Origin of the sequence: Rhodanobacter lycopersici, assembly GCF_040812335.1 — a bacterium.
Classification (GTDB): Bacteria; Pseudomonadota; Gammaproteobacteria; order Xanthomonadales; family Rhodanobacteraceae; genus Rhodanobacter_A; species Rhodanobacter_A lycopersici.
This window is the reverse complement of the sequence record NZ_JBFOHK010000003.1, coordinates 64,023-82,368: the sequence shown is the minus strand read 5'-3', so window position 1 is coordinate 82,368 and position 18,346 is coordinate 64,023. Positions and strand designations below refer to the sequence as shown.

15 protein-coding genes are annotated in these 18,346 nt (G+C 69.4%); 5 read left to right on the top strand and 10 right to left on the bottom strand.

Going from position 1 to position 18,346, the window contains the following annotated elements; genetic code table 11:
* Positions 1–177: 177 nt before the first annotated feature.
* The 8 genes from ABQJ54_RS11770 to ABQJ54_RS11735 form a co-directional block, all read right to left on the bottom strand.
* On the bottom strand, positions 178–1,485 hold the full coding sequence (locus tag ABQJ54_RS11770) for a DUF58 domain-containing protein (protein WP_367854501.1): 1,308 nt from the start codon (positions 1,483–1,485) through the stop codon (positions 178–180).
* A 190-nt stretch (positions 1,486–1,675) separates the two neighbouring features.
* Positions 1,676–2,635 (bottom strand): AAA family ATPase, encoded by a 960-nt coding sequence (locus ABQJ54_RS11765; RefSeq protein WP_367854900.1) that lies wholly within the window; start codon positions 2,633–2,635, stop codon positions 1,676–1,678.
* Between the two features lie 50 nt (positions 2,636–2,685).
* Positions 2,686–3,783, bottom strand: a complete 1,098-nt coding sequence (locus tag ABQJ54_RS11760) for a DUF4350 domain-containing protein (protein WP_367854500.1) — start codon at positions 3,781–3,783, stop codon at positions 2,686–2,688.
* Positions 3,780–5,282: a DUF4129 domain-containing protein gene (locus ABQJ54_RS11755; RefSeq protein WP_367854499.1), complete on the bottom strand. Its 1,503-nt coding sequence runs from the start codon at positions 5,280–5,282 to the stop codon at positions 3,780–3,782. The genes ABQJ54_RS11760 and ABQJ54_RS11755 overlap by 4 nt, the downstream gene beginning before the upstream one ends.
* Positions 5,272–6,249 carry a stage II sporulation protein M gene (locus tag ABQJ54_RS11750; RefSeq protein ID WP_367854498.1) on the bottom strand — a complete coding sequence of 326 codons (978 nt, stop codon included), beginning with the start codon at positions 6,247–6,249 and terminating at the stop codon, positions 5,272–5,274. The genes ABQJ54_RS11755 and ABQJ54_RS11750 overlap by 11 nt, the downstream gene beginning before the upstream one ends.
* On the bottom strand, positions 6,246–6,926 hold the full coding sequence (locus ABQJ54_RS11745) for an RDD family protein (RefSeq protein ID WP_367854497.1): 681 nt from the start codon (positions 6,924–6,926) through the stop codon (positions 6,246–6,248). Before ABQJ54_RS11745 ends, ABQJ54_RS11750 begins: the two co-directional genes overlap by 4 nt.
* The gene (locus ABQJ54_RS11740; protein WP_367854496.1) at positions 6,926–7,447 is read right to left on the bottom strand and encodes an RDD family protein; all 522 of its coding nucleotides are present in this window, start codon (positions 7,445–7,447) and stop codon (positions 6,926–6,928) included. Before ABQJ54_RS11740 ends, ABQJ54_RS11745 begins: the two co-directional genes overlap by 1 nt.
* A 138-nt stretch (positions 7,448–7,585) precedes the next feature.
* Positions 7,586–8,053, bottom strand: coding sequence for an SET domain-containing protein (locus ABQJ54_RS11735; RefSeq protein WP_367854495.1), 468 nt, complete (start codon positions 8,051–8,053; stop codon positions 7,586–7,588).
* 147 nt (positions 8,054–8,200) lie between these two features.
* On the opposite strand from ABQJ54_RS11735, the gene ABQJ54_RS11730 reads away from it, so the two are divergent.
* The 4 genes from ABQJ54_RS11730 to ABQJ54_RS11715 all read left to right on the top strand — a co-directional run bounded on the left by ABQJ54_RS11730 (position 8,201) and on the right by ABQJ54_RS11715 (position 11,913).
* Positions 8,201–8,695 (top strand): hypothetical protein, encoded by a 495-nt coding sequence (locus ABQJ54_RS11730; protein WP_367854494.1) that lies wholly within the window; start codon positions 8,201–8,203, stop codon positions 8,693–8,695.
* Positions 8,696–8,789: 94 nt separating this feature from the next.
* Entirely contained in the window at positions 8,790–10,565 is a 1,776-nt protein-coding gene (locus ABQJ54_RS11725) for an acyl-CoA dehydrogenase C-terminal domain-containing protein (RefSeq protein ID WP_367854493.1), read from the top strand.
* Positions 10,566–10,841: 276 nt separating this feature from the next.
* Entirely contained in the window at positions 10,842–11,447 is a 606-nt protein-coding gene (locus tag ABQJ54_RS11720; protein WP_367854492.1) for an OmpA family protein, read from the top strand.
* A 133-nt stretch (positions 11,448–11,580) separates the two neighbouring features.
* Positions 11,581–11,913 carry a DHCW motif cupin fold protein gene (locus ABQJ54_RS11715; protein ID WP_367854491.1) on the top strand — a complete coding sequence of 111 codons (333 nt, stop codon included), beginning with the start codon at positions 11,581–11,583 and terminating at the stop codon, positions 11,911–11,913.
* 9 nt (positions 11,914–11,922) lie between these two features.
* Here the strand turns inward: ABQJ54_RS11715 and ABQJ54_RS11710 are convergent, their stop codons facing one another.
* Positions 11,923–13,827: an esterase/lipase family protein gene (locus ABQJ54_RS11710; RefSeq protein WP_367854490.1), complete on the bottom strand. Its 1,905-nt coding sequence runs from the start codon at positions 13,825–13,827 to the stop codon at positions 11,923–11,925.
* A gap of 119 nt (positions 13,828–13,946) precedes the next feature.
* Here ABQJ54_RS11710 and ABQJ54_RS11705 point away from each other — a divergent pair, with 119 nt between their 5' ends.
* Entirely contained in the window at positions 13,947–14,954 is a 1,008-nt protein-coding gene (locus ABQJ54_RS11705) for an Lnb N-terminal periplasmic domain-containing protein (protein ID WP_367854489.1), read from the top strand.
* Here ABQJ54_RS11705 and ABQJ54_RS11700 read toward each other — a convergent pair whose 3' ends face one another.
* Positions 14,955–18,257: an EAL domain-containing protein gene (locus ABQJ54_RS11700; RefSeq protein ID WP_367854488.1), complete on the bottom strand. Its 3,303-nt coding sequence runs from the start codon at positions 18,255–18,257 to the stop codon at positions 14,955–14,957. It abuts the gene before it with no gap.
* Between the last annotated feature and the right edge of the window lie 89 nt (positions 18,258–18,346).

Below are 18,346 nucleotides of genomic sequence, written 5' to 3'. Positions count from 1 at the left end.
AAGTTCAAGCAGCAGCGAAATCCGCCCTGGACATATCCTAAAGCGAACTCAATTCCGAAGTGCACAACGGCTGACGGACGCTCGCGGCCCTTCCCGGCAGCAGCGGCCGTGAAACGGTACTACCGCCCAAAGCCGGCAGTGCGGCAGGGACATACCTCCCAACCCTTACTCAGCCCCCTACAACCTATTCCCCCGCTTGATCGCCAGATACCGCTCGATCAACGCCCCCGACAATTCCGCGCAGCGCACATCCAGCACATTCACCCCTTCCTGCCGCAACGTTTCATGCACCCGTTCGCGCTCGGCGAGGTAGTGCATCGCCGAGGCGCTGCGGATGGTGGTTTCCAGCGTGGCGCCGGTGTCGTGGGCGGCATCGTCTAGCGCCTGCTCGCGCAGGCTGGCCAGCACCACCAGGTGCTGGCGGGAGAGCAGGCTCAGCGCGGCGCGCAGTTCCTTGTCGTCCTCGTCGCGCACGTTGGTGACCACGATCACCAGCGCGCGCCGCCGCTGGTGCAGCTGCAACGCGCCGGCGGCGGCCAGGTAGTCGGTGGCCAGCGGCTGGGCGTGCAGGTCGTAGCCCGCGCCCAGCAGGTGGTCCATGCCGCCGCTGCCCTGCTGCGGCGGCAGCCAGCGCTGCTGTTGGCCGAGGCAGGCCAGCAGGCCCACCGCGTCGCCTTCGCGCAGCGCGATGCCGGCCAGCGCCAGCGAGGCGTTGAGCACGTGGTCGAAGTGCGCCAGCGGGCCGTCCTGCGCCAGCATGCGGCGGCCGCAGTCGAGCATCAGGATCACCTGCTGGTTGGTCTCCTCGCGGTACTCGCGCGAGATCAGCCGGTGGCTGCGCGCGGTGGCCTTCCAGTCGATCTTGCGCAGGCTGTCGCCGACACGGTAGTCGCGCAGCTCCTGGAATTCGGTGCCCTCGCCGCGGCGCCGCTGCAGGCGCGCGCCCACGCTGCGCGAGGCCAGTTCCACGCTGAGCCCTGCCAGTTCGGCCAGCACGGCGAAGTTCGGGTACACCCGCGTGGAGGATGGTTCACCCAGCACGCGCCGCCCATGCCACAGGCGCCACGGCGACGGCAGCAGCGCGTGGCAGCCGCCGAAATGGAACTGGCCGCGCGCGTCGGGCGTGGTGGCGTAGTCCAGCCGCAGCGCGCCGCCCGGCGGCAGCGTCACGCGGCGCGGCATGCCGCGCACCGCCCAGCCGCCCGGATGCAGGTCGTGCAGGTGCAGCGGCTGGCGGCGTCGCGTGGGATTGCGCAGGTGCAGCGCCACCGTCGCCTCCGGCCCCAGCGGCAGCACCGGCGCCAGTTCGCGGCGCAGTTCGGGTGAGGCGGTGCGGCGCAGGCGCCAGGCGTCGAGCACGCCCAGCACCGTCAGCGTGGCACCGGCGGCCAGCCATGCCGACAACGGCAACAGGCCGAGGCTGGCCGACGCGCCGAGCAGCGTCCAGCCCAGCAGCAACCACAGCAGGAATGGTGCAGGCCTCATGGATGCCTCGCAAGACTGCTTCGCTCCAGCGCACGCTGGGATCCGGCGACTTTGAACCTCTGAGGGCAAAGGCACTGGATGACTCGCTGCGCTCGCCCCTTCGGGGCCGCCCTGCGGGCGTTCTGCGCGCAACGCGCTTGTCCGGCTTGCGCCGGAATGACGAGCGGATGGGCGGCGATCCGTGGCGTCTTCATTGCTTCGGCGCGGCCACCTTGTGCAGCAGCGCGCCCAGCACGTCGTCCGGGCGCTGGCGTTCCAGCAGCGCCTCCGGCGCCAGTAGCAGGCGATGGCGCAAGGCGGGCAGCACCACCGAACGCACGTCGTCGGGCACCACGAAATCGCGCCCGTCCAGCGCGGCGCGTGCACGCGCCAGTCGCGCCAGCGCGAGGCCGCCGCGCGGGCCGGCGCCGCCGACCACGCCCGGCCATTCGCGCGTGGCGCGCACGATGCGCACGGCGTAGTCGGTCACCGCCGCGTCCATGCGGATCGCGGCCACGCCGCGCTGCATGGCCAGCAGGCCGGCCTGGTCGATCACCTGCTCCACCCGCGACACGTCGAGGTCGGCGGCCAGCTTGCCGTCCACCACCGCGGCCACCATGCGGCGCTCGTCCTCCAGGCCGGGATAGCCGATCAGCACCTTGACCAGGAAGCGGTCCAGCTGCGCCTCGGGCAGCGCGTAGGTGCCCTCCTGCTCGATCGGGTTCTGCGTGGCGACCACCATGAACGGTGCGGGCAGCGGCATGCGCCGGCCCTCGATGGTGACCTGCCCTTCCTGCATCGCCTCCAGCAGCGCGGCCTGGGTCTTGGCCGGCGCGCGGTTGATCTCGTCGGCCAGCAGCAGGTTGGCGAACACCGGGCCACGGCGCAGGCGGAAGCTTTCGGCCTTGGGGTCGTACACCGCGTGGCCGGTGACGTCGGCCGGCATCAGGTCGGGCGTGAACTGGATGCGCCCGAAGCTGCAGCCCACCGCCGCGGCCAGCGCGCGCACCAGCAGGGTCTTGCCCAGCCCGGGCACGCCCTCGACCAGCACGTGGCCGGCGGCCAGCAGCGCCAGCAGCGTCTGTTCGAACACCTCGGGCTGGCCGATGAAGGCGCGCCCCACTTGGTCGCGCAAGGCGCGGGCGCGCTCGCCCAGCTCGGCTATCGGCATCGGCGTCGAAACGGCCGGCGCGGCGGCCGAGACGGCAAGGGTTTCGGTGGTCATGGGCGGCTCCTGAGTCGCGCCAGGGTGATGAGGGAGGCACGGAACGCCTGCGCGTTCGCGGGTGACTGGAAGGCCTGCACGACCTGCGCGGCGGCTAGCCCGCTGCGTTCGGCGAGGCGCCCGTACAGGGCTTCGCCGTTGAGGCGCGCACAAGCGGGATCGCGCCGGCGCAAGCGCGCCAGCACGGCCTGACAGGCCAGCTGGTGCAGGCTGCGGCCGCCGTCGCGGCGGTAGAGGAACTCGCCGGCGGCCTGCACGTGTTCGAGCAACGCGCGCCTGTGCGGAGCAGGCGCGGGCATCAGTGGACCGAAGCGTGCGCCGCGCATCGCCATCCATGCCGCCAGCAGCAGCGCCAGCGCCAGCAGGGCGGGCCAGCCCTGCGTCGCCAGCAGTTTCAGGAAGGGCTGGCCGTCCAGCGCATAGACCAGGTAGATCTGGCCGCGGCCGCGGTTCGGCGCCAGCAGGCGCCAGGCGAAACGCTGCGCCTCGACCTGCTTCAGCTGCAGCCGTTCCAGCGGGGCAAGGCTGGCGAGCAGGCTGACGTGGCCGCGACCGACGGCGCTGCGCGCGAACAGGTAGCCGTCGCCCGCGTCGCCGATCGCCGCGTCCACCGTCTGCACGACTGCAGGTTTCAGCCGGAAGCGCAGGCCGCACAAGCTGGCAGCCATTTTCTCGTCGCCGAGGCGGTTGCAGCCGAAGCCGCCCGGACGTGGATCGAGCAGGTCCAGCGCCGCAAACACAGGCGCGCGCGCACCTGCGTCGGGCACCAGCAGCAGATGGCCACCCCGCCGTACCCAGCTGGCCAGCCGTGCGGCGGTTTCCGCATCGATGCGTCCCGCATCGGCACCCACCAGCACGGTATCGCCCGGCTGCAGCGGCGCCTGGCCCGGATCCAGCGTGGTCAGCGACGCCGCCGGTTCGCCCACGTTCCGCAGCACCTGCTCGAGCGCGAAGAACGGATTGGTCTGCGCCATGCCGCTGGGCGGGACCGGTTCCACCACGTCGCGCCGCTGGAAGGTGGCGAGGAACACGCCCGCGAGCAGCGCAACGCCCAGCAGCACCAGTACGGCGACGAGCAGGCCGCGATGCTTCATGCGGCGGTCTCCGGCTGCAGGGGCCAGCCATCGAGCAGCCGCTCGAACGCGACCTGGTCGGGGTAGCGACCGGCGTAGGCGGCGAACTGCCAGGTGCGCACGATCGCGGCGACGCGCCGCGTGCGCGCCGGGTCGTCCAGCGCGGTGGCGTGGCGCAGCCAGTCCGCCTCGGTGGCGTCGACCGCGAACGGCAGCTGCAGCTGCTGCGCGATGCGCTCCGCGCAGCAGCGGTAGAGCAGCGCCAAGGCCTCACGCCGGTGCTGCGCCTGCCACAGTTCGCGGGCGGCGCCGACCACGTCGCGTGGCAGCGCTTCGGGCGTCGCGTCCACCGTCGTCGACAGCTTCGCTTCGAACGACGGCAGCGGCGACTGCTCGCGCAAGCCGCCGCTCCAGCGCCACGCAAACCAGGCCAGCGCCGCGACCACCGCCGCCAGCGCCAGCCACAACAAGGCGTTGAGCACGCCGGAGAGCAAGCGCAGCGGCGCCATGCCCATATTCACCGGCTGCGCGGGCCGGCTGGTGTACTTCAACTCCCAGCGACGCACGTGGCGCTCGCCGCCGAAACGCGGATCGCGATACACCTGCGCCGCGGCCGCCGCGAAGCGCTGGTCGCCGTCGTCCAGCGGCTGCCGGAACACTTGTTGCGGCGTGCTCACCGGCGCTGCCTTTGGCGTCGGCGTCGCGGCATGGCCGGCCAGCGGCAAGCCGAGGCACAGCAGCAGGCACAGCAGCTTGCCCAGATCCTGCAAGCGCGCGCGCAGGCGGCGGAACGCGAGGTCGATGTCCCAGGCTTCCAGTTCGGTGCGGCGATTGAGGTACAGCGCGAAGCCGCAGGCCACGTACAGCGGCTCGACCACGCTCATCGCGAGGTAGTCCACGGCGGACGCCGCCAGCGTCCAGGCGGTGGCGGCGCCGTGCACGTCGTGGCGGAAGAAATCGGCGAACGAGGCCGGCCACCACTCCTGCGGCAGCAGCCACAGCGCCAACAGCCACGCGCTGAGGAACAGCACCAGCTCGAATTGCAGGCAGCCCCACGCGAGCAGGCTGGCTTCGCCCACCAACTTGCGCCGCAACACCTTCCAGCGCGCGACGCGCTGCCGGCGCGGCGCGCCTTCGAGCAGTTCCAGCGGCAGGCGCAGCGCGCGGTGGCTGTCGATGCGCAGCCAGCTCAGTCCGGCCATGGTCGGCCCCCACGGCAACGCACGCTGGCCGCGCAGGCTCTCGCGCCAGCGCGGCGCGCGATCGAACACGGCGCGCGAGAGCACGTACAGCGGCACGCGGTCGAACAGCGGCTTCAGCCACCACACCAGCAGCAGGCCCAGCCACGGCAGGCCCAGCAGCAGGCCCAGCGCGTTGCACAGCACGAACAGCGGCACGCTGAAGGCGAACCACGCCGGCCACACGGCGCCGGCATTCGCGCGCAGCATCGCGGCGCCCAGGTCGAGGGCTTCGCGCGACTCGCGCGGGCGCAGCACCACGCTGATCCGCTCAAGCTCCATGCTGGCCCGCCCTGCCGCCGAAACCCAGCCAGGCCAGCACCAGCAGCCAGGCCAGCGCGGCGCTGCCGAAACGCAGCGCGTCGGGCAGCGCCGCCTGCGACGACCAGTAGGCCTCGATGCATGCGGCCACCACCAGCATCGCGAAAGCGCCCAGCGCCAGCTTCGCGCCGATCCAGCCGGCCTCCACCAGCGCCGGTCCGCGCCGCCGCCGACCGGGTGCGAGCAGGGTCAGCCCCAGCTGCAGGCCGGCGCCGCCGGCGATCACCAGCGCGCTCAGCTCGAACGCAGAATGCGTCACCACGAAGCGCCAGAACGGGCCACCGTAGCCGATCGCGGTGAGATGGCCGGCCACGCCGCCGATGAGGATGCCGTTGGCGCCCAGCACATAGATCGCACCCACGCCGAACAGCAGGCCCGAGGCGAAGGTGCGGAAGGCGATGCTGACGTTGTTGAATACGTAGAAGCCGAACATCTGCAGGTTGGTGCCGCTGCTGCGGCCCAGGTGCGGATTGGCGGGATCGTACATGCGCTCGAACTCGGCCAGCCGCGCGCTGCTGAACAGCGTGTGCGCCAACTCCGGATGTATCTGCAGCCAGGCCAGCAGCAGCAGCGCCGGCACGTAGAACAGCGCCGCCGCGAGCGCCATGCAACGCCACTGCGCGCGCACCAGGCGCGGGAAGTCGGCGACCAGGAAACTGGCGGCGCGATGCCAGCGCGGTGGCGGCGGCCGGTACAGCACGCGATGCCCGCGCTGCACCAGCAACTGCAAGCGCTCGGTGACCTCGTGGCTGTAGCCGCGCCAGCGCGCCAGCGCGAGGTGATGGCAGACACGCCGGTACGCGGCCGGGAAATCCAGCGCCTGCTCGCGGCGCATGCCGCGCTTCGGCTGGCGGTCGAGCTCGCCCAGCCAGGCCTGCAGGCTGTCCCACTCCTGCGCGTGCAGGGCCACGAAGCGCTCCTGTTTCATGGGCGCCCCAGCAAGCCGTTGGCGTAGCCGAGCAGGCGCCTCACCGCGGCGGTGTCGCGGCAGCCGGTCAGCGGTTCCAGCAGGTTCGCCAGTTCCTCCTGGCGCTGCGGGGTGAGCCGGTCCGCACGTTCGGCGAAGTCCACCAGCGCCGCCTGCTCCTCGGGGGCCAGCGGCACGTGCAACGGCTGCGCCGGTGCGGCGGCCACCTGGTGGCCGATCGGCGGCTCCTTCGCGTACACCACCATCGTGCCCGCCACGATGTCGCCGAGCCGGCGTGCGCAGGGATCGACCAGGGTGCTGATCAGGCCCACGCCGTACACGCCCGGCAGCGCATCCACCACGCGCAGCAGGTTGCGCGTCACCGAGGGCAGCCAGGTCACCGGCGTGCCATCCAGGTTGACCACGCGCAGGCCCAGCGCCCGCTTGCCCAGGCTCTGCCCGTCCAGCCACAGCTCGCAGATCACCCAGTACGCCCACAGCAGGGCGAACATCAGCAGCATCGCCAGCCCGCGACCGCCGGTGCCGAGCAGCGACAGCGGCGCCATCCCCAGCATCAGCAGCACGAGGCGGATGACCGTGTCGATCATCCACGCCTGCGCGCGCGGCAACGGGCCGACCGCACGCAGGCGCAACGAGATGCCTTCGGGCGTCTCGATCTCGCGGACGGAGTCCAGCATCAAAGGTCGACGACGATGGTGTCGGCGATCAGGTCATGCAGGCAGCGTCGTTCCTTGCCGAAGATCAGCAGCGGATCGATCAGGCCGACGAAGCGTCCCACCAGCGGGATCATGCCGAGCAGCACGACCGGCACCACGCGCAGGAAGATGTACCGGAGCAGCCCCATGCGGCTGCCGTCGGTACGCACGATCGCGATGTCCAGCATCCGCTTGCCGATGGTCTGGCCGCTCTGGTGCACCATCACGCAGTTGACCACGAACACGCCAAGCATCAGCAGGAAGCCGAGGAAGATCAGCATGCCGGCGGTATGCGGCGCCGGAAATCCCTGCCGGACCGCGTTGTAATACATCACGCCCGCCCCCACGAACAGACCGAGCCAGGGCAGGTTGATCAGGCCATCGAGGATCGCCGCGCCGAGGCGTTTGCCGCGGCTGGCCTTGCGGCTTTCCAGGTCGTCGGCGTAGTTGCCGCCCACATCCTCCACCACCGCGGCTGGCGCGGCGTACGGATTGCTTTCCATCGTCGTCCCCTGTTGCAGTCCCTGGCCACCCGTCCCCATGCCGGGCGTGTCGCGCGAGTATAGGGGCGCATTTTGCCGTCTGGCTAGCAGCGCGGACGACAGGAACTTGCGACGCGAAAAACGGCCGCGACCCGGCTGTCAGCGCTTGGACTTGAGCAGGGTGCCGGTGCAATTCGGCGCACCGCAGAGGCACTTCCACAGCTTCTTCAGGCGCGCGGTATGTGGCACGTCGAGGATGATGCCGTAGTCGTAGGTGAGTTCCTCGCCGGGCTTGATGGCGCGGATCGCCTCGATCATCACCTTGTCGTGGCGCGGGTTGCCGTCGGCGCTCTCCTCCACCACCGCGCGGCAGTTCGGCGCGCAGCTGTGGTTGATCCAGCGCGCGGAGTTGCCCTTGCGGTTGGCGTCGATGATGTAGTCGTCGTTGAGCGTGAACAGGAAGGTGTGGCCGGTTTCGCCGCCGTCGCCGTACATGCCGTCGGCCTCGGCGTGGGTCATCAGCGTGCCCCGGTACTGGATGATCTCTTCACCCTTCCTGATCGGGGCGACGGCGAACACGCCATTGCCATGGATGGGAGAGCGACGGGCGGCGATGCGACGGGTCATGTGGCGGACGACTGTGGTGGTTGGAACCCTGCATGATGCCGCGAGTCCACTTTTGTGGAAACCGCCCGTCTTGCGGAAACCACCCGGCATTGACGCGCGCGCCGCTGCCGGGTCAAGATTCAAACAATCGTTTGAGGAGTGGCCACAATGCGATTGCTCCGCTGTCTCGTGCTCCTTGCCCTCGCCGTCGGCCTTGCGGCCTGCGGTCCGCAACGCAAGAGCGTATTCCCGCCCTCGCTCACCGTGCAGCAGATGCAGGTGCTGCCGAACGGCACGTGGCGCCTCACCGTGCGCATCCAGAACAACAGCTACGGCGGCATGGATTTCAGCGCCATCAATGGCTCGCTGCAGGTGGCCCGCGAGATGCCGGTGCGCCTGCATGCCACGTTCGACCTCGACATCCCCTCCTTCGCCGGCGACGTGACCACCATCGACGTGTTGCCCACGCCCGCGATGGGCAGCGCGCTCGCCGCCGTGGCCGCCAAGGGCAGCGCCGGCTCGCTGGCCTATGCCATCGGCGGCACGATCCACGCCCAGCCTGACCTGGCCGACCACCCGGACAACAAGAACGCGCAGGACTTCCCGTTCCAGCACAACGATTTCCTGTCGCCGGTGCCGGGCATCGCCAACACCTATCGCTAGGCATGTCGCGGCTGAAGCCGCTCCTACGCGCCACTGCGCTGTAGGAGCGGCTTCAGCCGCGACCCGACACAACCCGCAGCCCAGAGGCAACACCATGACGATCTACAAGGCTCCGCTAGCCGACCAGCGCTTCGCCCTCTTCGACCTGCTGGGCGCCGAGGCCATACTCACCAGGCTGCAGGACGGCGCGGAACACGGCCGCGACCTGCTGGACGCGGTGCTGGAAGAAGCGGGCAAGCTCGCCGAGCAGGTGCTGGCGCCCACCAACGCACCCGGCGACGCCGAGGGCTGCCACTACGACAAGGCCACGCAGACGGTGACCACGCCGAAGGGCTTCAAGGAGGCGTTCAAGGCCTTCGCCGAAGGTGGCTGGGCCGGCCTCACCGCGGCGGAGAAGTTCGGCGGCCAGGCACTGCCGGGCGCGATCGGCATCGCCACCACCGAGCTGTTCCAGTCCGGCAACCTGTCGTGGAGCCTGTACCCGCTGCTCAGCGAAGGTGCCTGCCACGCGATGGAACTGCACGGCACCGCCGAGCAGCAGAAGACCTACATGATGCCCATCGTGGCAGGCCGCTGGACCGGCACGATGTGCCTCACCGAACCGCAGGCCGGTTCCGACCTCGGCCTGCTGAAGACGCGCGCCGAACCGAACGCCGACGGCAGCTACGCGATCAGCGGCACCAAGATCTTCATCAGCGCGGGCGAGCACGACCTCGCCGAAAACATCGTGCACCTGGTGCTGGCGCGGCTGCCCGACGCACCGGCCGGCAGCCGCGGCATCTCGATGTTCATCGTGCCGAAGTTCAAGGTGAACGCGGACGGCACGCCAGGCGAGCGCAACAAAGCCTTCGCCGGTGCCATCGAGCACAAGATGGGCATCAAGGGTTCGGCCACCTGCGTGATGAACTTCGACGGCGCGGAAGGCTATTTGATCGGACAACCGCACAAGGGCCTGGCCGCGATGTTCACCATGATGAATGCCGCGCGCCTCTCGGTGGGCGTGCAGGGCCTGGCGCTGGCCGAGCGCGCGTGGCAGAACAGCCTGAACTATGCGCGCGAGCGCCTGCAGGGCCGCGCGCTGTCCGGCTCGAAGTTCCCTGGCAAGGCCGCCGACAACCTGCTGGTGCAACCGGACGTGCGCCGCATGCTGCTCACCCAGCGCGCCTTCGTGGAAGGTTCGCGCGCGCTGCTGCTGTACACCGCGCTGCAGACCGACATCGAGGCGCGCGGCACGGACGAAACACAGCGCCGACAGGCCAGCGAGCTGGTGGCGTTCCTGATCCCGATCGCCAAGGGCGTGGTGACGGAACTCGCCCAGGAATGCACCAAGGAAGCGCTGCAGGTGTACGGCGGCCACGGCTACATCGGCGAGAACGGCATGGAGCAGTTCGTGCGCGACGCGCGCATCATCACGCTGTACGAAGGCACCACCGGTATCCAGGCCGCCGATCTGCTTGGCCGCAAGATCCTCCAGCTGCAGGGCGTCGGCTTCAAGCACTTCGCTGCGGAGATCGGCGCGTTCTGCAAGACGCATGCAGGCGACGCGAAGCTCGCCGCCTTCGTGGCGCCGCTGGGCGCCGCGGTGAAGCAGTGGGGCGAACTCACCCTGCAACTGGCACAGCGCGTGCAGGCCGACCCGGAGGAACTGGGCGCCGCCGCGGTGGATTACCTGTGGTACTCGGGCTACGTCACCCTCGCCTACTTCTGGGCGCGCAGCGTGGCCGCCGCGGAAGCAGGCAGCCAGGGCGAGGCGTTCAAGCGGGCCAAGCGCGACACCGCCGCGTTCTACTTCGCACGCATCCTGCCGCGCACGCTGGCACACAAGGCGGCGCTCGAGGCGGGCGTGGCGACCTTGCCCGACATCGCCTGAGCACGGTTCGCTCCGGCGTCGAAGCGAAGCCCGGCATCCGCCGGGCTTCGCTTTTTCATGCCACGCGCGTACGCGACTGCAGCGTCACCCGTCAGCGCCATCGCAACGGAAAACTGAAAAAACTGAACACAACCGTAGCGATGGATCATCGATATGCGCGGTTTCGCGCCGACATGGGGTAGGTTCGAAAAGGCAGCACACGGCAGGGGGATCCATGAACGGCCGGTGCTGGCGCTGTCACCCGCAACGCCGGCACGCACACCAGGAGAGACATCGATGAACATCCGAACCCCACGAACCGCCGTGCTGGCGGCGAGCATCCTGGCCGTCGGCCTCGCAGGTTGTTCGCAGTACGTGAAGAAGGACGACTTCAACGCCGCCATCCAGCAGCTCCAGCAGAAGCAGCAGGATCAGCAGCAGCAGATCGACGCGATCAAGCAGGAGATGCAGTCGCAGTTCTCCAAGTACGACACGCAGATCACCGCCATGCAGGGCCGCGTCAGCGTGGACACCGTGGCGCACTTCGCCTTCAACAGCGCCGACCTCAACGACCAGGACAAGCCCGCGCTGCAGAACTTCGCCGAAACCATCAGCAAGTACCATCCGAACGTGCTGATCACCGTCGAAGGCTTCGCCGATCCGGCCGGATCGCGCGCCTACAACCGGAAACTCGGCATGGAACGCGCCAAGGCCGTGCGCGATTTCCTGGTCTCGAGCGGCATCAACGCCGAGCAGGTGCGTGCGGTGAGCTATGGCTCGGCCACCAATCGCCAGGTGGTGAAGGGCGCCAGCCACGACCGTGGTGCCGACAATCGCCGCGTCTCGCTGACGGTGGATTCCACCGGTGCCGGCGCCGTGGCCTCGGCAGCGCCGTCGCCCTGACGCAGTTGCCGTCGAACATCGCCCGAATGCAATCGCCCGGCTTCGTCCGGGCATTGCATCGTGACTTCCGGGTCATCCGTGCCTACCGCCGACATGACAGATTGCGCCCAGCCCCGGCCCCGGAACACGACCGATGAAACTGCCCGCGCTGCCCTTCACGGTGACGGACTGGAATGCGCTGCCCGCCACCCGCCATCCCGGCGAAACCGGCGCAGCCCTGTGGCGCACGTTTCAGATCGGCGACCTGCGTGTGCGGCTGGTTGAATACAGCCCCGGCTATCTCGCCGACCATTGGTGCGACCGCGGCCATGTGCTGTACGTGCTCGAGGGCGAGTTGCACAGCGAGCTGCGCGACGGCCGCCGCTTCGTGCTCATGCCGGGCATGAGCTATCAAGTCTCCGATCACGGCGATGCAGCGCACCGCTCGTCCACGCCGACCGGCGCACGCCTCTTCGTGGTCGACTGAGCCCGCGGCTCAGGGCCGGCGCGCCGCCGGCGGCAGCTTCCCGTCCGCGCGTTGCAGATGCAGTCGCAGGATGCGGCGCAGTTCCAGGATCGCCGCCGGCGTCTCCTGCACGCTGTGCCAGGACGGGATCACCACCTCGGAAGCCGCGCCCGCAAGGTGCGCGCTGGCGTAGGGCACCACGCCATCGCTGCTCTGCGCCAGCGGCCCATGCGGCTTGTACAGGCCGATGATCGAGTGGTAGCGCACCCCGGGCGAGATCGGCAGGTTCTCGGTGGCGACGATGAAGGGGTCGGTATCGCTGAGGTTGCCCACGCTGTTGGAGACGTGCAGCGGCGCGCTCTTGCCGCCCTCGTCGCCGAGCAGGTCGGAAATGTTGGCCACTTCCTTGAGCACGCCGAGCGGCAGGCGGATCAGCTCGGCCACCCAGCGGGCCAGGGTGTGCCGCGCCATCGGCGTGCCGCGGTGCGGCGCGGCGAGGAACACCGCCTCGTCCACCTGCGGCATCGGCGAGAACTGCAGGTAGGGCGCCAGCTTCCCGTGCAGGCGTGCACGCTTGGCGGCGGACAGGTTCCTGCCCTCCGGCACCAGGCTCCACAGCTTGTCGCCGCTGGATGACACCAGCAGGCGCGCGAGTACGCCGCCCATGCTGTGCCCCACCAGCATCATGTCGTGCGTGGCCCGCGCGGTGCCGGCGGGATCGAAATGGCGGATGGTGGCATCCAGCGCGCGACGGATCTGCATCAGGTTCACCGCGATCGGCGCGTTGGTGGGGTAGTAGACCTGCCACACTTGGTAGTTGCGACGCAGTGCCTCGTCACCCAGCATCTCGTTCGCCACATTCACCCAGGCTTCGGGGCTGCTGGCCAGGCCATGCAGCATCACCACAGTGAGACGGTTCGGATCCCAGGGCTGCATCAGCAGCACGCGCGGCTCCCTGATGCCGCCACCGCGCCCCAGCAGCGAACGGACCGACTGCATCGCGAAGCCCGAGCGGGCCAGCCACAGGCCGTAGGGCGCGGTGAAATTCGCCCCCAGCGGCACGCTGCGGCTGGCGATGGTGACGCTCGCATCGAGGTAGGGGTCGCGCGCCAGCAGCTGCACCTGCCGCGTGTCCAGCACCTCGTCCAGCGTATGGCCGCCGAACACCAGCACGCCGGTCATCGCCACGTAGCGCGGTTCGCGCCATGGCGCGGCGGGCGCATCCGTCGCGACCGGTGGCGCCACTGCCACGAAATCCGTGCCGAAGCCGTCGCGCCGGTAGACGTTGCGCAGCCCCTTGAAGCGCAGCGTGGAGGCGGGGATGAGTTCCGTGGTGGCGGCGCGCGTGTGCAGGTCGGTATCCGGCCGCAGCACCGTCCAGCCCGCCAGCGCGGTCCGCGTCCAGTCGGTGCTGAGCCGGGGCAGTTCCTGGAACCAGCGTCCCACCACGCGCTCCACCGCATAGTCGTAGAACGCGATCACCTTGGCCTGGCGCTGGTCGAACACGCGCTCGGCGGGCGTGCGCCGGGTATAGAACAGGTAAGCGTAGGCGTAGCGCGCGCACTGCAGGTAGGCGTCCAGTGTGGCGTCGTCCATCATCGGCCCGCGATCGCTGCGCAGCGCGCGCCCCAGCCACAGCTCGGACAGCGCGGAGAGCCGCCGCTCCTCGTCGAGTCCGCTGGCGTGCTCGACGATCTCGGTGCAGCTGCCGAAGGATTTCGTGCACTGCTTCGCGTTCAGCGCCAGCACGTTCAGCGTCTGCACGGTGCTGTCGCTGAACTGCCTGCTGCCGATCACGTCGGCGCGCTGCTCGCTCACCACGTCGCTGGGCTTGAGCCGGCTCACGCCCACCATCGCGCAGGCGTTGAGGCACAGCAGCAGTGCCGGCACGAGAAGCCGCGGCAGCCAGCCATGCCTGATCGGATCGCCCCGCATGCCCTGCCGCCTCCGCGATGGAATCAGGCGCGATTGTAGTCACAGCCGCCAGCGCCCCGTTGTCTTCCCGCGCGCATCGCGGCAGGCTGGCGGTATCCGGCACGGACATGAAGACACGCATGGCGAATCTCCTGCAGGCAACGGGACGGGGCCTGGCATTGCTGCTGGGCGCGCTGCTCGTCTTCGTCTCCGGCGCCTGGGGCGCGCTGGCGCTGTGGTACCAGTTGCCCGGCGGCATCGCGGTGCGCACCCTGGGCTGCGCATTGTGGGTCGCCCTGGTGCTGGCCCTGTTCGCCATCGCCATTTTGCGCCGCACATGGTGGCCGCCGGGCTGCTACGCGCTGCTGTACGCGCTGCTGCTGGCGTGGTGGTCCACCATCGCGCCGAGCAACGACCGCGCCTGGGCCGACGACGTCGCGCGCCTGCTCGGCGGCGAGGTGCACGGCAACGTGGTCACCCTGCACAACGTGCGCGACTTCACCTGGCGCAGCGACGCCGACTACGACGCGCACTGGGAAACGCAAAGCTACGATCTCGACCACCTGGTCTCCGCCGATGCCGTGCTGTCGCACTGGGGCAGCAAGGCGATCGCCCACGCGATGATCTCGTTCGGCTTCGACGACGGCCGCCACCTGGTGTTCTCGGTCGAGATCCGCAAGCGGCGCGGCCAGCAGTTCTCCTCGATAGGCGGCTTCTTCAAGGACTTCGAGGCGATCCTGATCGCCGCGCCGGAGAGCGACCTGATCCGCGTGCGCACCAACGTGCGCGGCGAGGACGACTACCTCTATCCGCTCGCGATCAGCCGCGAGACGATGCGCGCGCTGTTCCTGTCCTATGTGCGCACCGCGAACCGGCTGGCCACCGCCCCCGCGTTCTACAACACCATCACCTCGAACTGCACCACGGTGGTGTACCGCATGGCGCGCCACCTCGACCCCGGCCTGCCGCTGGACGCGCGCCTGCTGTTCACCGGCTACCTGCCCGGCTACCTCTACAAGATCGGCGCGCTCGACCATCGCCGCACGTTGGCCGAATGGAGCGCGCATGCGCGCATCACCGGGCGGGCGCGCGCCAGCCGGCCGGGCGAGGATTTCTCGCGGGCGATACGGGTGCGGGAAGCGCCCTGATCAATCCTGGGCAGGCTGCTCCGCGAGCATGGCCTCGAACATCGGCGGCGGCATCGGCCGGGAGATCAGAAAGCCCTGGAAGGTGTCGCAGCCCTGGGCCATCAGGAAATCCCGCTGCGCGACGGTCTCCACGCCCTCGGCAACCACCTCCAGGTCCAGCCCGCGCCCCATGCCGATGATGGTCTGCGCAACCATCGCGTCGTTGGCATTCTCCGGCAGGCGCGCGACGAAGGCATGGTCGATCTTGAGCTGGTCCAGCGGCAGGCGCGAAAGATAGGCCAGCGAGGAATAGCCGGTGCCGAAGTCGTCCAGCGCGATGCGGATGCCGTGCGCACGCAGGCGGTGCAGCTTGGCGGCGGCCTCGGCCAGGTCGCCCAGGATCGCCGTCTCGGTGATTTCCAGCGTCAGCCGCGCCGGATCGGCGCCTGCCGCGGCGAGCACCCGGCACACACCGTCCACGAAATCCGGCTGGGCGAACTGCCGCGCACTCACGTTGACGGCGAGGGAAAGGTCGCGACAGCGCGGCTGCACGGACCACGCGGCCAGCCGGGCACAGGCCTGCCGCAGCACCCAGTCGCCCAGTGGCAGGACCAGGCCGTTCTCCTCCGCGATGGGTATGAACTGTTCCGGCGATACCTGCTCCCCGCACGGACGGGTCCAGCGCAGCAGCATCTCGGCGCCGATCACGCCGCCCCACCGGTTCACCTGCGCCTGCAGGTGCCATTGCAGCGTTTCATCGGCGATGGCGCGGCGCAGGTCGCCGACCAGTGCCTCGCGGCGCGCCAGCTCGACCTGCATCGCGGGCACGAACCGGCGCACCTGGTCGCGCCCACCGGCCTTGGCGTCGTACATTGCCAGTTCCGCCTCCTTGAGCACCGACTCGGGCGAGTCGCGCCCCGGAACCAGCTCGACCCAGCCGATGCTGGCGGTCACTCCCACCGGCGCGCCGTCGTCCAGCTGGAAAGGCTCGCGCAGGGCCTCGCGCACGCCTTCGGCGCAGTCCCGCACCAGGGTAGAGCGCACCGCCGGATCTTCCGCATGACAGGGCACCAGCAGTGCGAACGTGCCGCCGTTGAAGTGGCTCAGCACGCACTCGTCACCCAGCAGGCCGCGCAGGCGCTGCGCCACGAGCGAAAGCAGGCGGTCACCCGCGGCATGGCCGCGCAGGTCGTTGACCCGCTTGAAGTGATCCAGGTCGATCAGCAACAGGGCGGCTCCTCCCGCGCCGGTTCCGCCCAGCAGATGCTGCAGCCGGCCGTGCAGAAAATGCCGGTTGGGCAGGTCGGTCAACGGGTCGAAGAACGTCATGCGGTCGACGCTCGCATGCGCTTCGCGCTCGCTGGTCAGGTCGATCATGGAGCAGACGAAGTGGCTCACCTGCCCGGCGGCATCCATGACGGCCGATATCGTCGTGCGGACCACCCTGGGCTCGCCCTGCTTGATCCGGATCCAGCGTTCGCCCTGCCAGAAGCCTTCGCGCTGGACCTGTTCCCACAGGCGCTCGTAGAACGCCGGCTCGTGCTGCGGCGAGCGCAGCATCGACGAGTGTTTTCCCATCACTTCGTCGGACCGGAACCCGGTGAGCGCGGTGAACGCCATGTTGACCCGTTGGATCATGCGGTCGGCATCCATCACCATCAACGCCTCCTGGGCCTGGAAAGCCGCCGCTGCGAGGCGCAGCTCACTCTCGGCCTGCTCGCGCCCGGTGATGTCCTGCGCATAGACGAGGGCATATCGCGCGTTGCCATCGTCGTCGTGGAAAATGGAGCAGTCCAGCAGCACCGGGAAACGCCGTCCATCGCGTGCCAGATGCTCGGTCTCCCACATCGCATGCTCCTGCCGGTCGATCTCGAGACGCGCGGCCGCACGCTCGGCGACCAGGTCGGGCGGGTACAGCGCATCCGCCAGCATGCCCACCATCTCCTCCGGCGTATAACCCCGCTCGCGGGCAAAAGTGGGATTGGCCGCGATGATGCGATGGGTGCGCGCGTCGAAGATCACCACGCCGAACGTGGCGTTCTGGAATGCGTGCGCCCAGAGCTGCAGCCGCGCCTCGGTCTGCAGCCGCTCGGTGACATCGCGCGCCACGCTCAGCACGCCGCGTACCGAGCCTTCGGGCGTGTACAGCGGCACCTTGATGATCTCGAACCGGCGGGTCGTATCTTCGCCCGCGTCCACTGGCGACAGATACGTGTGATGCCGACCCAGCCGCATCACCTCCTCGTCCATCACCTGGATCCTGGACGCGAACTCCGCATCGAACAGTTCGTCGCAGCGGTGGCCGATCAGGTCCTTGCGCCCGATGCGGAACAGCTCGACCACGCGGTCGTTGCCGTCGCGATAGATGCCCTCCCGATCCTTGACCCACATCGCGTCCGGGCTGGCGTCGAAGATCGCGCGCAGCTTGCCTTCCTCCTCCCGCAATGCGTACGTGCGGGCCGCCACGGTGCGACGCAGCGCCCATACCCACAGTGCCATCAGCGCGACGAGCGCAAGCACGACCCCCAGCGCGATGCCGATGATGCGCTCGTAATGCTTCTGGATGGATGGCTGCTCCAGCCAGCGCCCGCGCAGTGCCGCGCGCTCGGCCGGCGTGACGAGGGCCATGCCGCGTTCGACCGCCCGCAGCATGGGCGTGTTGCCCTTGCGCACGGCCCGGTGGAAATGGTCGGTGTAGAGCACGAAGGCACGGTAGTAGCGGTCCAGCGCGGAGTAGCGATACAGGTAGAACTCCGCCGGGTATTCGTCCATGCAGAAGACGCGCAGGTCCCCCTGAGTCGCGGCCTGGATGATCTCCCGGTAGCCCGTGTACAGCCGCAGGTCCGTGATGCCCATCGACTGCAGCTTGTCCACGCAGGCGTCGCCGCGTTCCACGCCCACCGGAAAGCCGCGCAGCGCGGACGCATCGCGGATACCGCTGATGCGCCGATCCACGTAGATGCCGATCGACAACGTGGCATAGGGCGCGGAAAAATCGTACAGCGCCTCACGCGATGGCGTGCGGTAGAGCATGTCGATCACGTCCGCACGGCCGGACTGCAGTTCTTTCTGGGCGGTGGCCCAGTCCGTCGGCGCCAGTTCGACCTGGATGCCGGTGTGGGCCTGGAACAGCCGCCACATGTCGACCTCGTAGCCCTGTGGCTTGCCGTCGCTGTCGAGGAACACGAAGGGCGGGTAGTTGTTGTCGCTGACCACGCGGATGTGCGCGGGCGTGGCGGGACCGGACGCAGGCGCAGCCGCGCCCGACGTCGCCGCCAGGCAGCAAACCAGCCAGGCCATGCATGCGGAATTCAATCCGTTCATGCGTATGTCACCATCGCACGGAATCTCCGTTGCGCCGCACAGCAGCGTCACTGATGCCTGTCCGCGCAAGCGGGACCGCCTTATCCGCG

Excerpts from the sequence above, each read along its gene's own strand:
- ABQJ54_RS11770 (WP_367854501.1), bottom strand. The coding sequence starts at position 1,485 with ATGAGGCCTGCACCATTCCTGCTGTGGTTGCTGCTGGGCTGGACGCTG.
- ABQJ54_RS11765 (WP_367854900.1), bottom strand. The coding sequence starts at position 2,635 with ATGCCGATAGCCGAGCTGGGCGAGCGCGCCCGCGCCTTGCGCGACCAA.
- ABQJ54_RS11760 (WP_367854500.1), bottom strand. The coding sequence starts at position 3,783 with ATGAAGCATCGCGGCCTGCTCGTCGCCGTACTGGTGCTGCTGGGCGTT.
- ABQJ54_RS11755 (WP_367854499.1), bottom strand. The coding sequence starts at position 5,282 with ATGGAGCTTGAGCGGATCAGCGTGGTGCTGCGCCCGCGCGAGTCGCGC.
- ABQJ54_RS11750 (WP_367854498.1), bottom strand. The coding sequence starts at position 6,249 with ATGAAACAGGAGCGCTTCGTGGCCCTGCACGCGCAGGAGTGGGACAGC.
- ABQJ54_RS11745 (WP_367854497.1), bottom strand. The coding sequence starts at position 6,926 with ATGCTGGACTCCGTCCGCGAGATCGAGACGCCCGAAGGCATCTCGTTG.
- ABQJ54_RS11740 (WP_367854496.1), bottom strand. The coding sequence starts at position 7,447 with ATGGAAAGCAATCCGTACGCCGCGCCAGCCGCGGTGGTGGAGGATGTG.
- ABQJ54_RS11735 (WP_367854495.1), bottom strand. The coding sequence starts at position 8,053 with ATGACCCGTCGCATCGCCGCCCGTCGCTCTCCCATCCATGGCAATGGC.
- ABQJ54_RS11730 (WP_367854494.1), top strand. The coding sequence starts at position 8,201 with ATGCGATTGCTCCGCTGTCTCGTGCTCCTTGCCCTCGCCGTCGGCCTT.
- ABQJ54_RS11725 (WP_367854493.1), top strand. The coding sequence starts at position 8,790 with ATGACGATCTACAAGGCTCCGCTAGCCGACCAGCGCTTCGCCCTCTTC.
- ABQJ54_RS11720 (WP_367854492.1), top strand. The coding sequence starts at position 10,842 with ATGAACATCCGAACCCCACGAACCGCCGTGCTGGCGGCGAGCATCCTG.
- ABQJ54_RS11715 (WP_367854491.1), top strand. The coding sequence starts at position 11,581 with ATGAAACTGCCCGCGCTGCCCTTCACGGTGACGGACTGGAATGCGCTG.
- ABQJ54_RS11710 (WP_367854490.1), bottom strand. The coding sequence starts at position 13,827 with ATGCGGGGCGATCCGATCAGGCATGGCTGGCTGCCGCGGCTTCTCGTG.
- ABQJ54_RS11705 (WP_367854489.1), top strand. The coding sequence starts at position 13,947 with ATGGCGAATCTCCTGCAGGCAACGGGACGGGGCCTGGCATTGCTGCTG.
- ABQJ54_RS11700 (WP_367854488.1), bottom strand. The coding sequence starts at position 18,257 with ATGAACGGATTGAATTCCGCATGCATGGCCTGGCTGGTTTGCTGCCTG.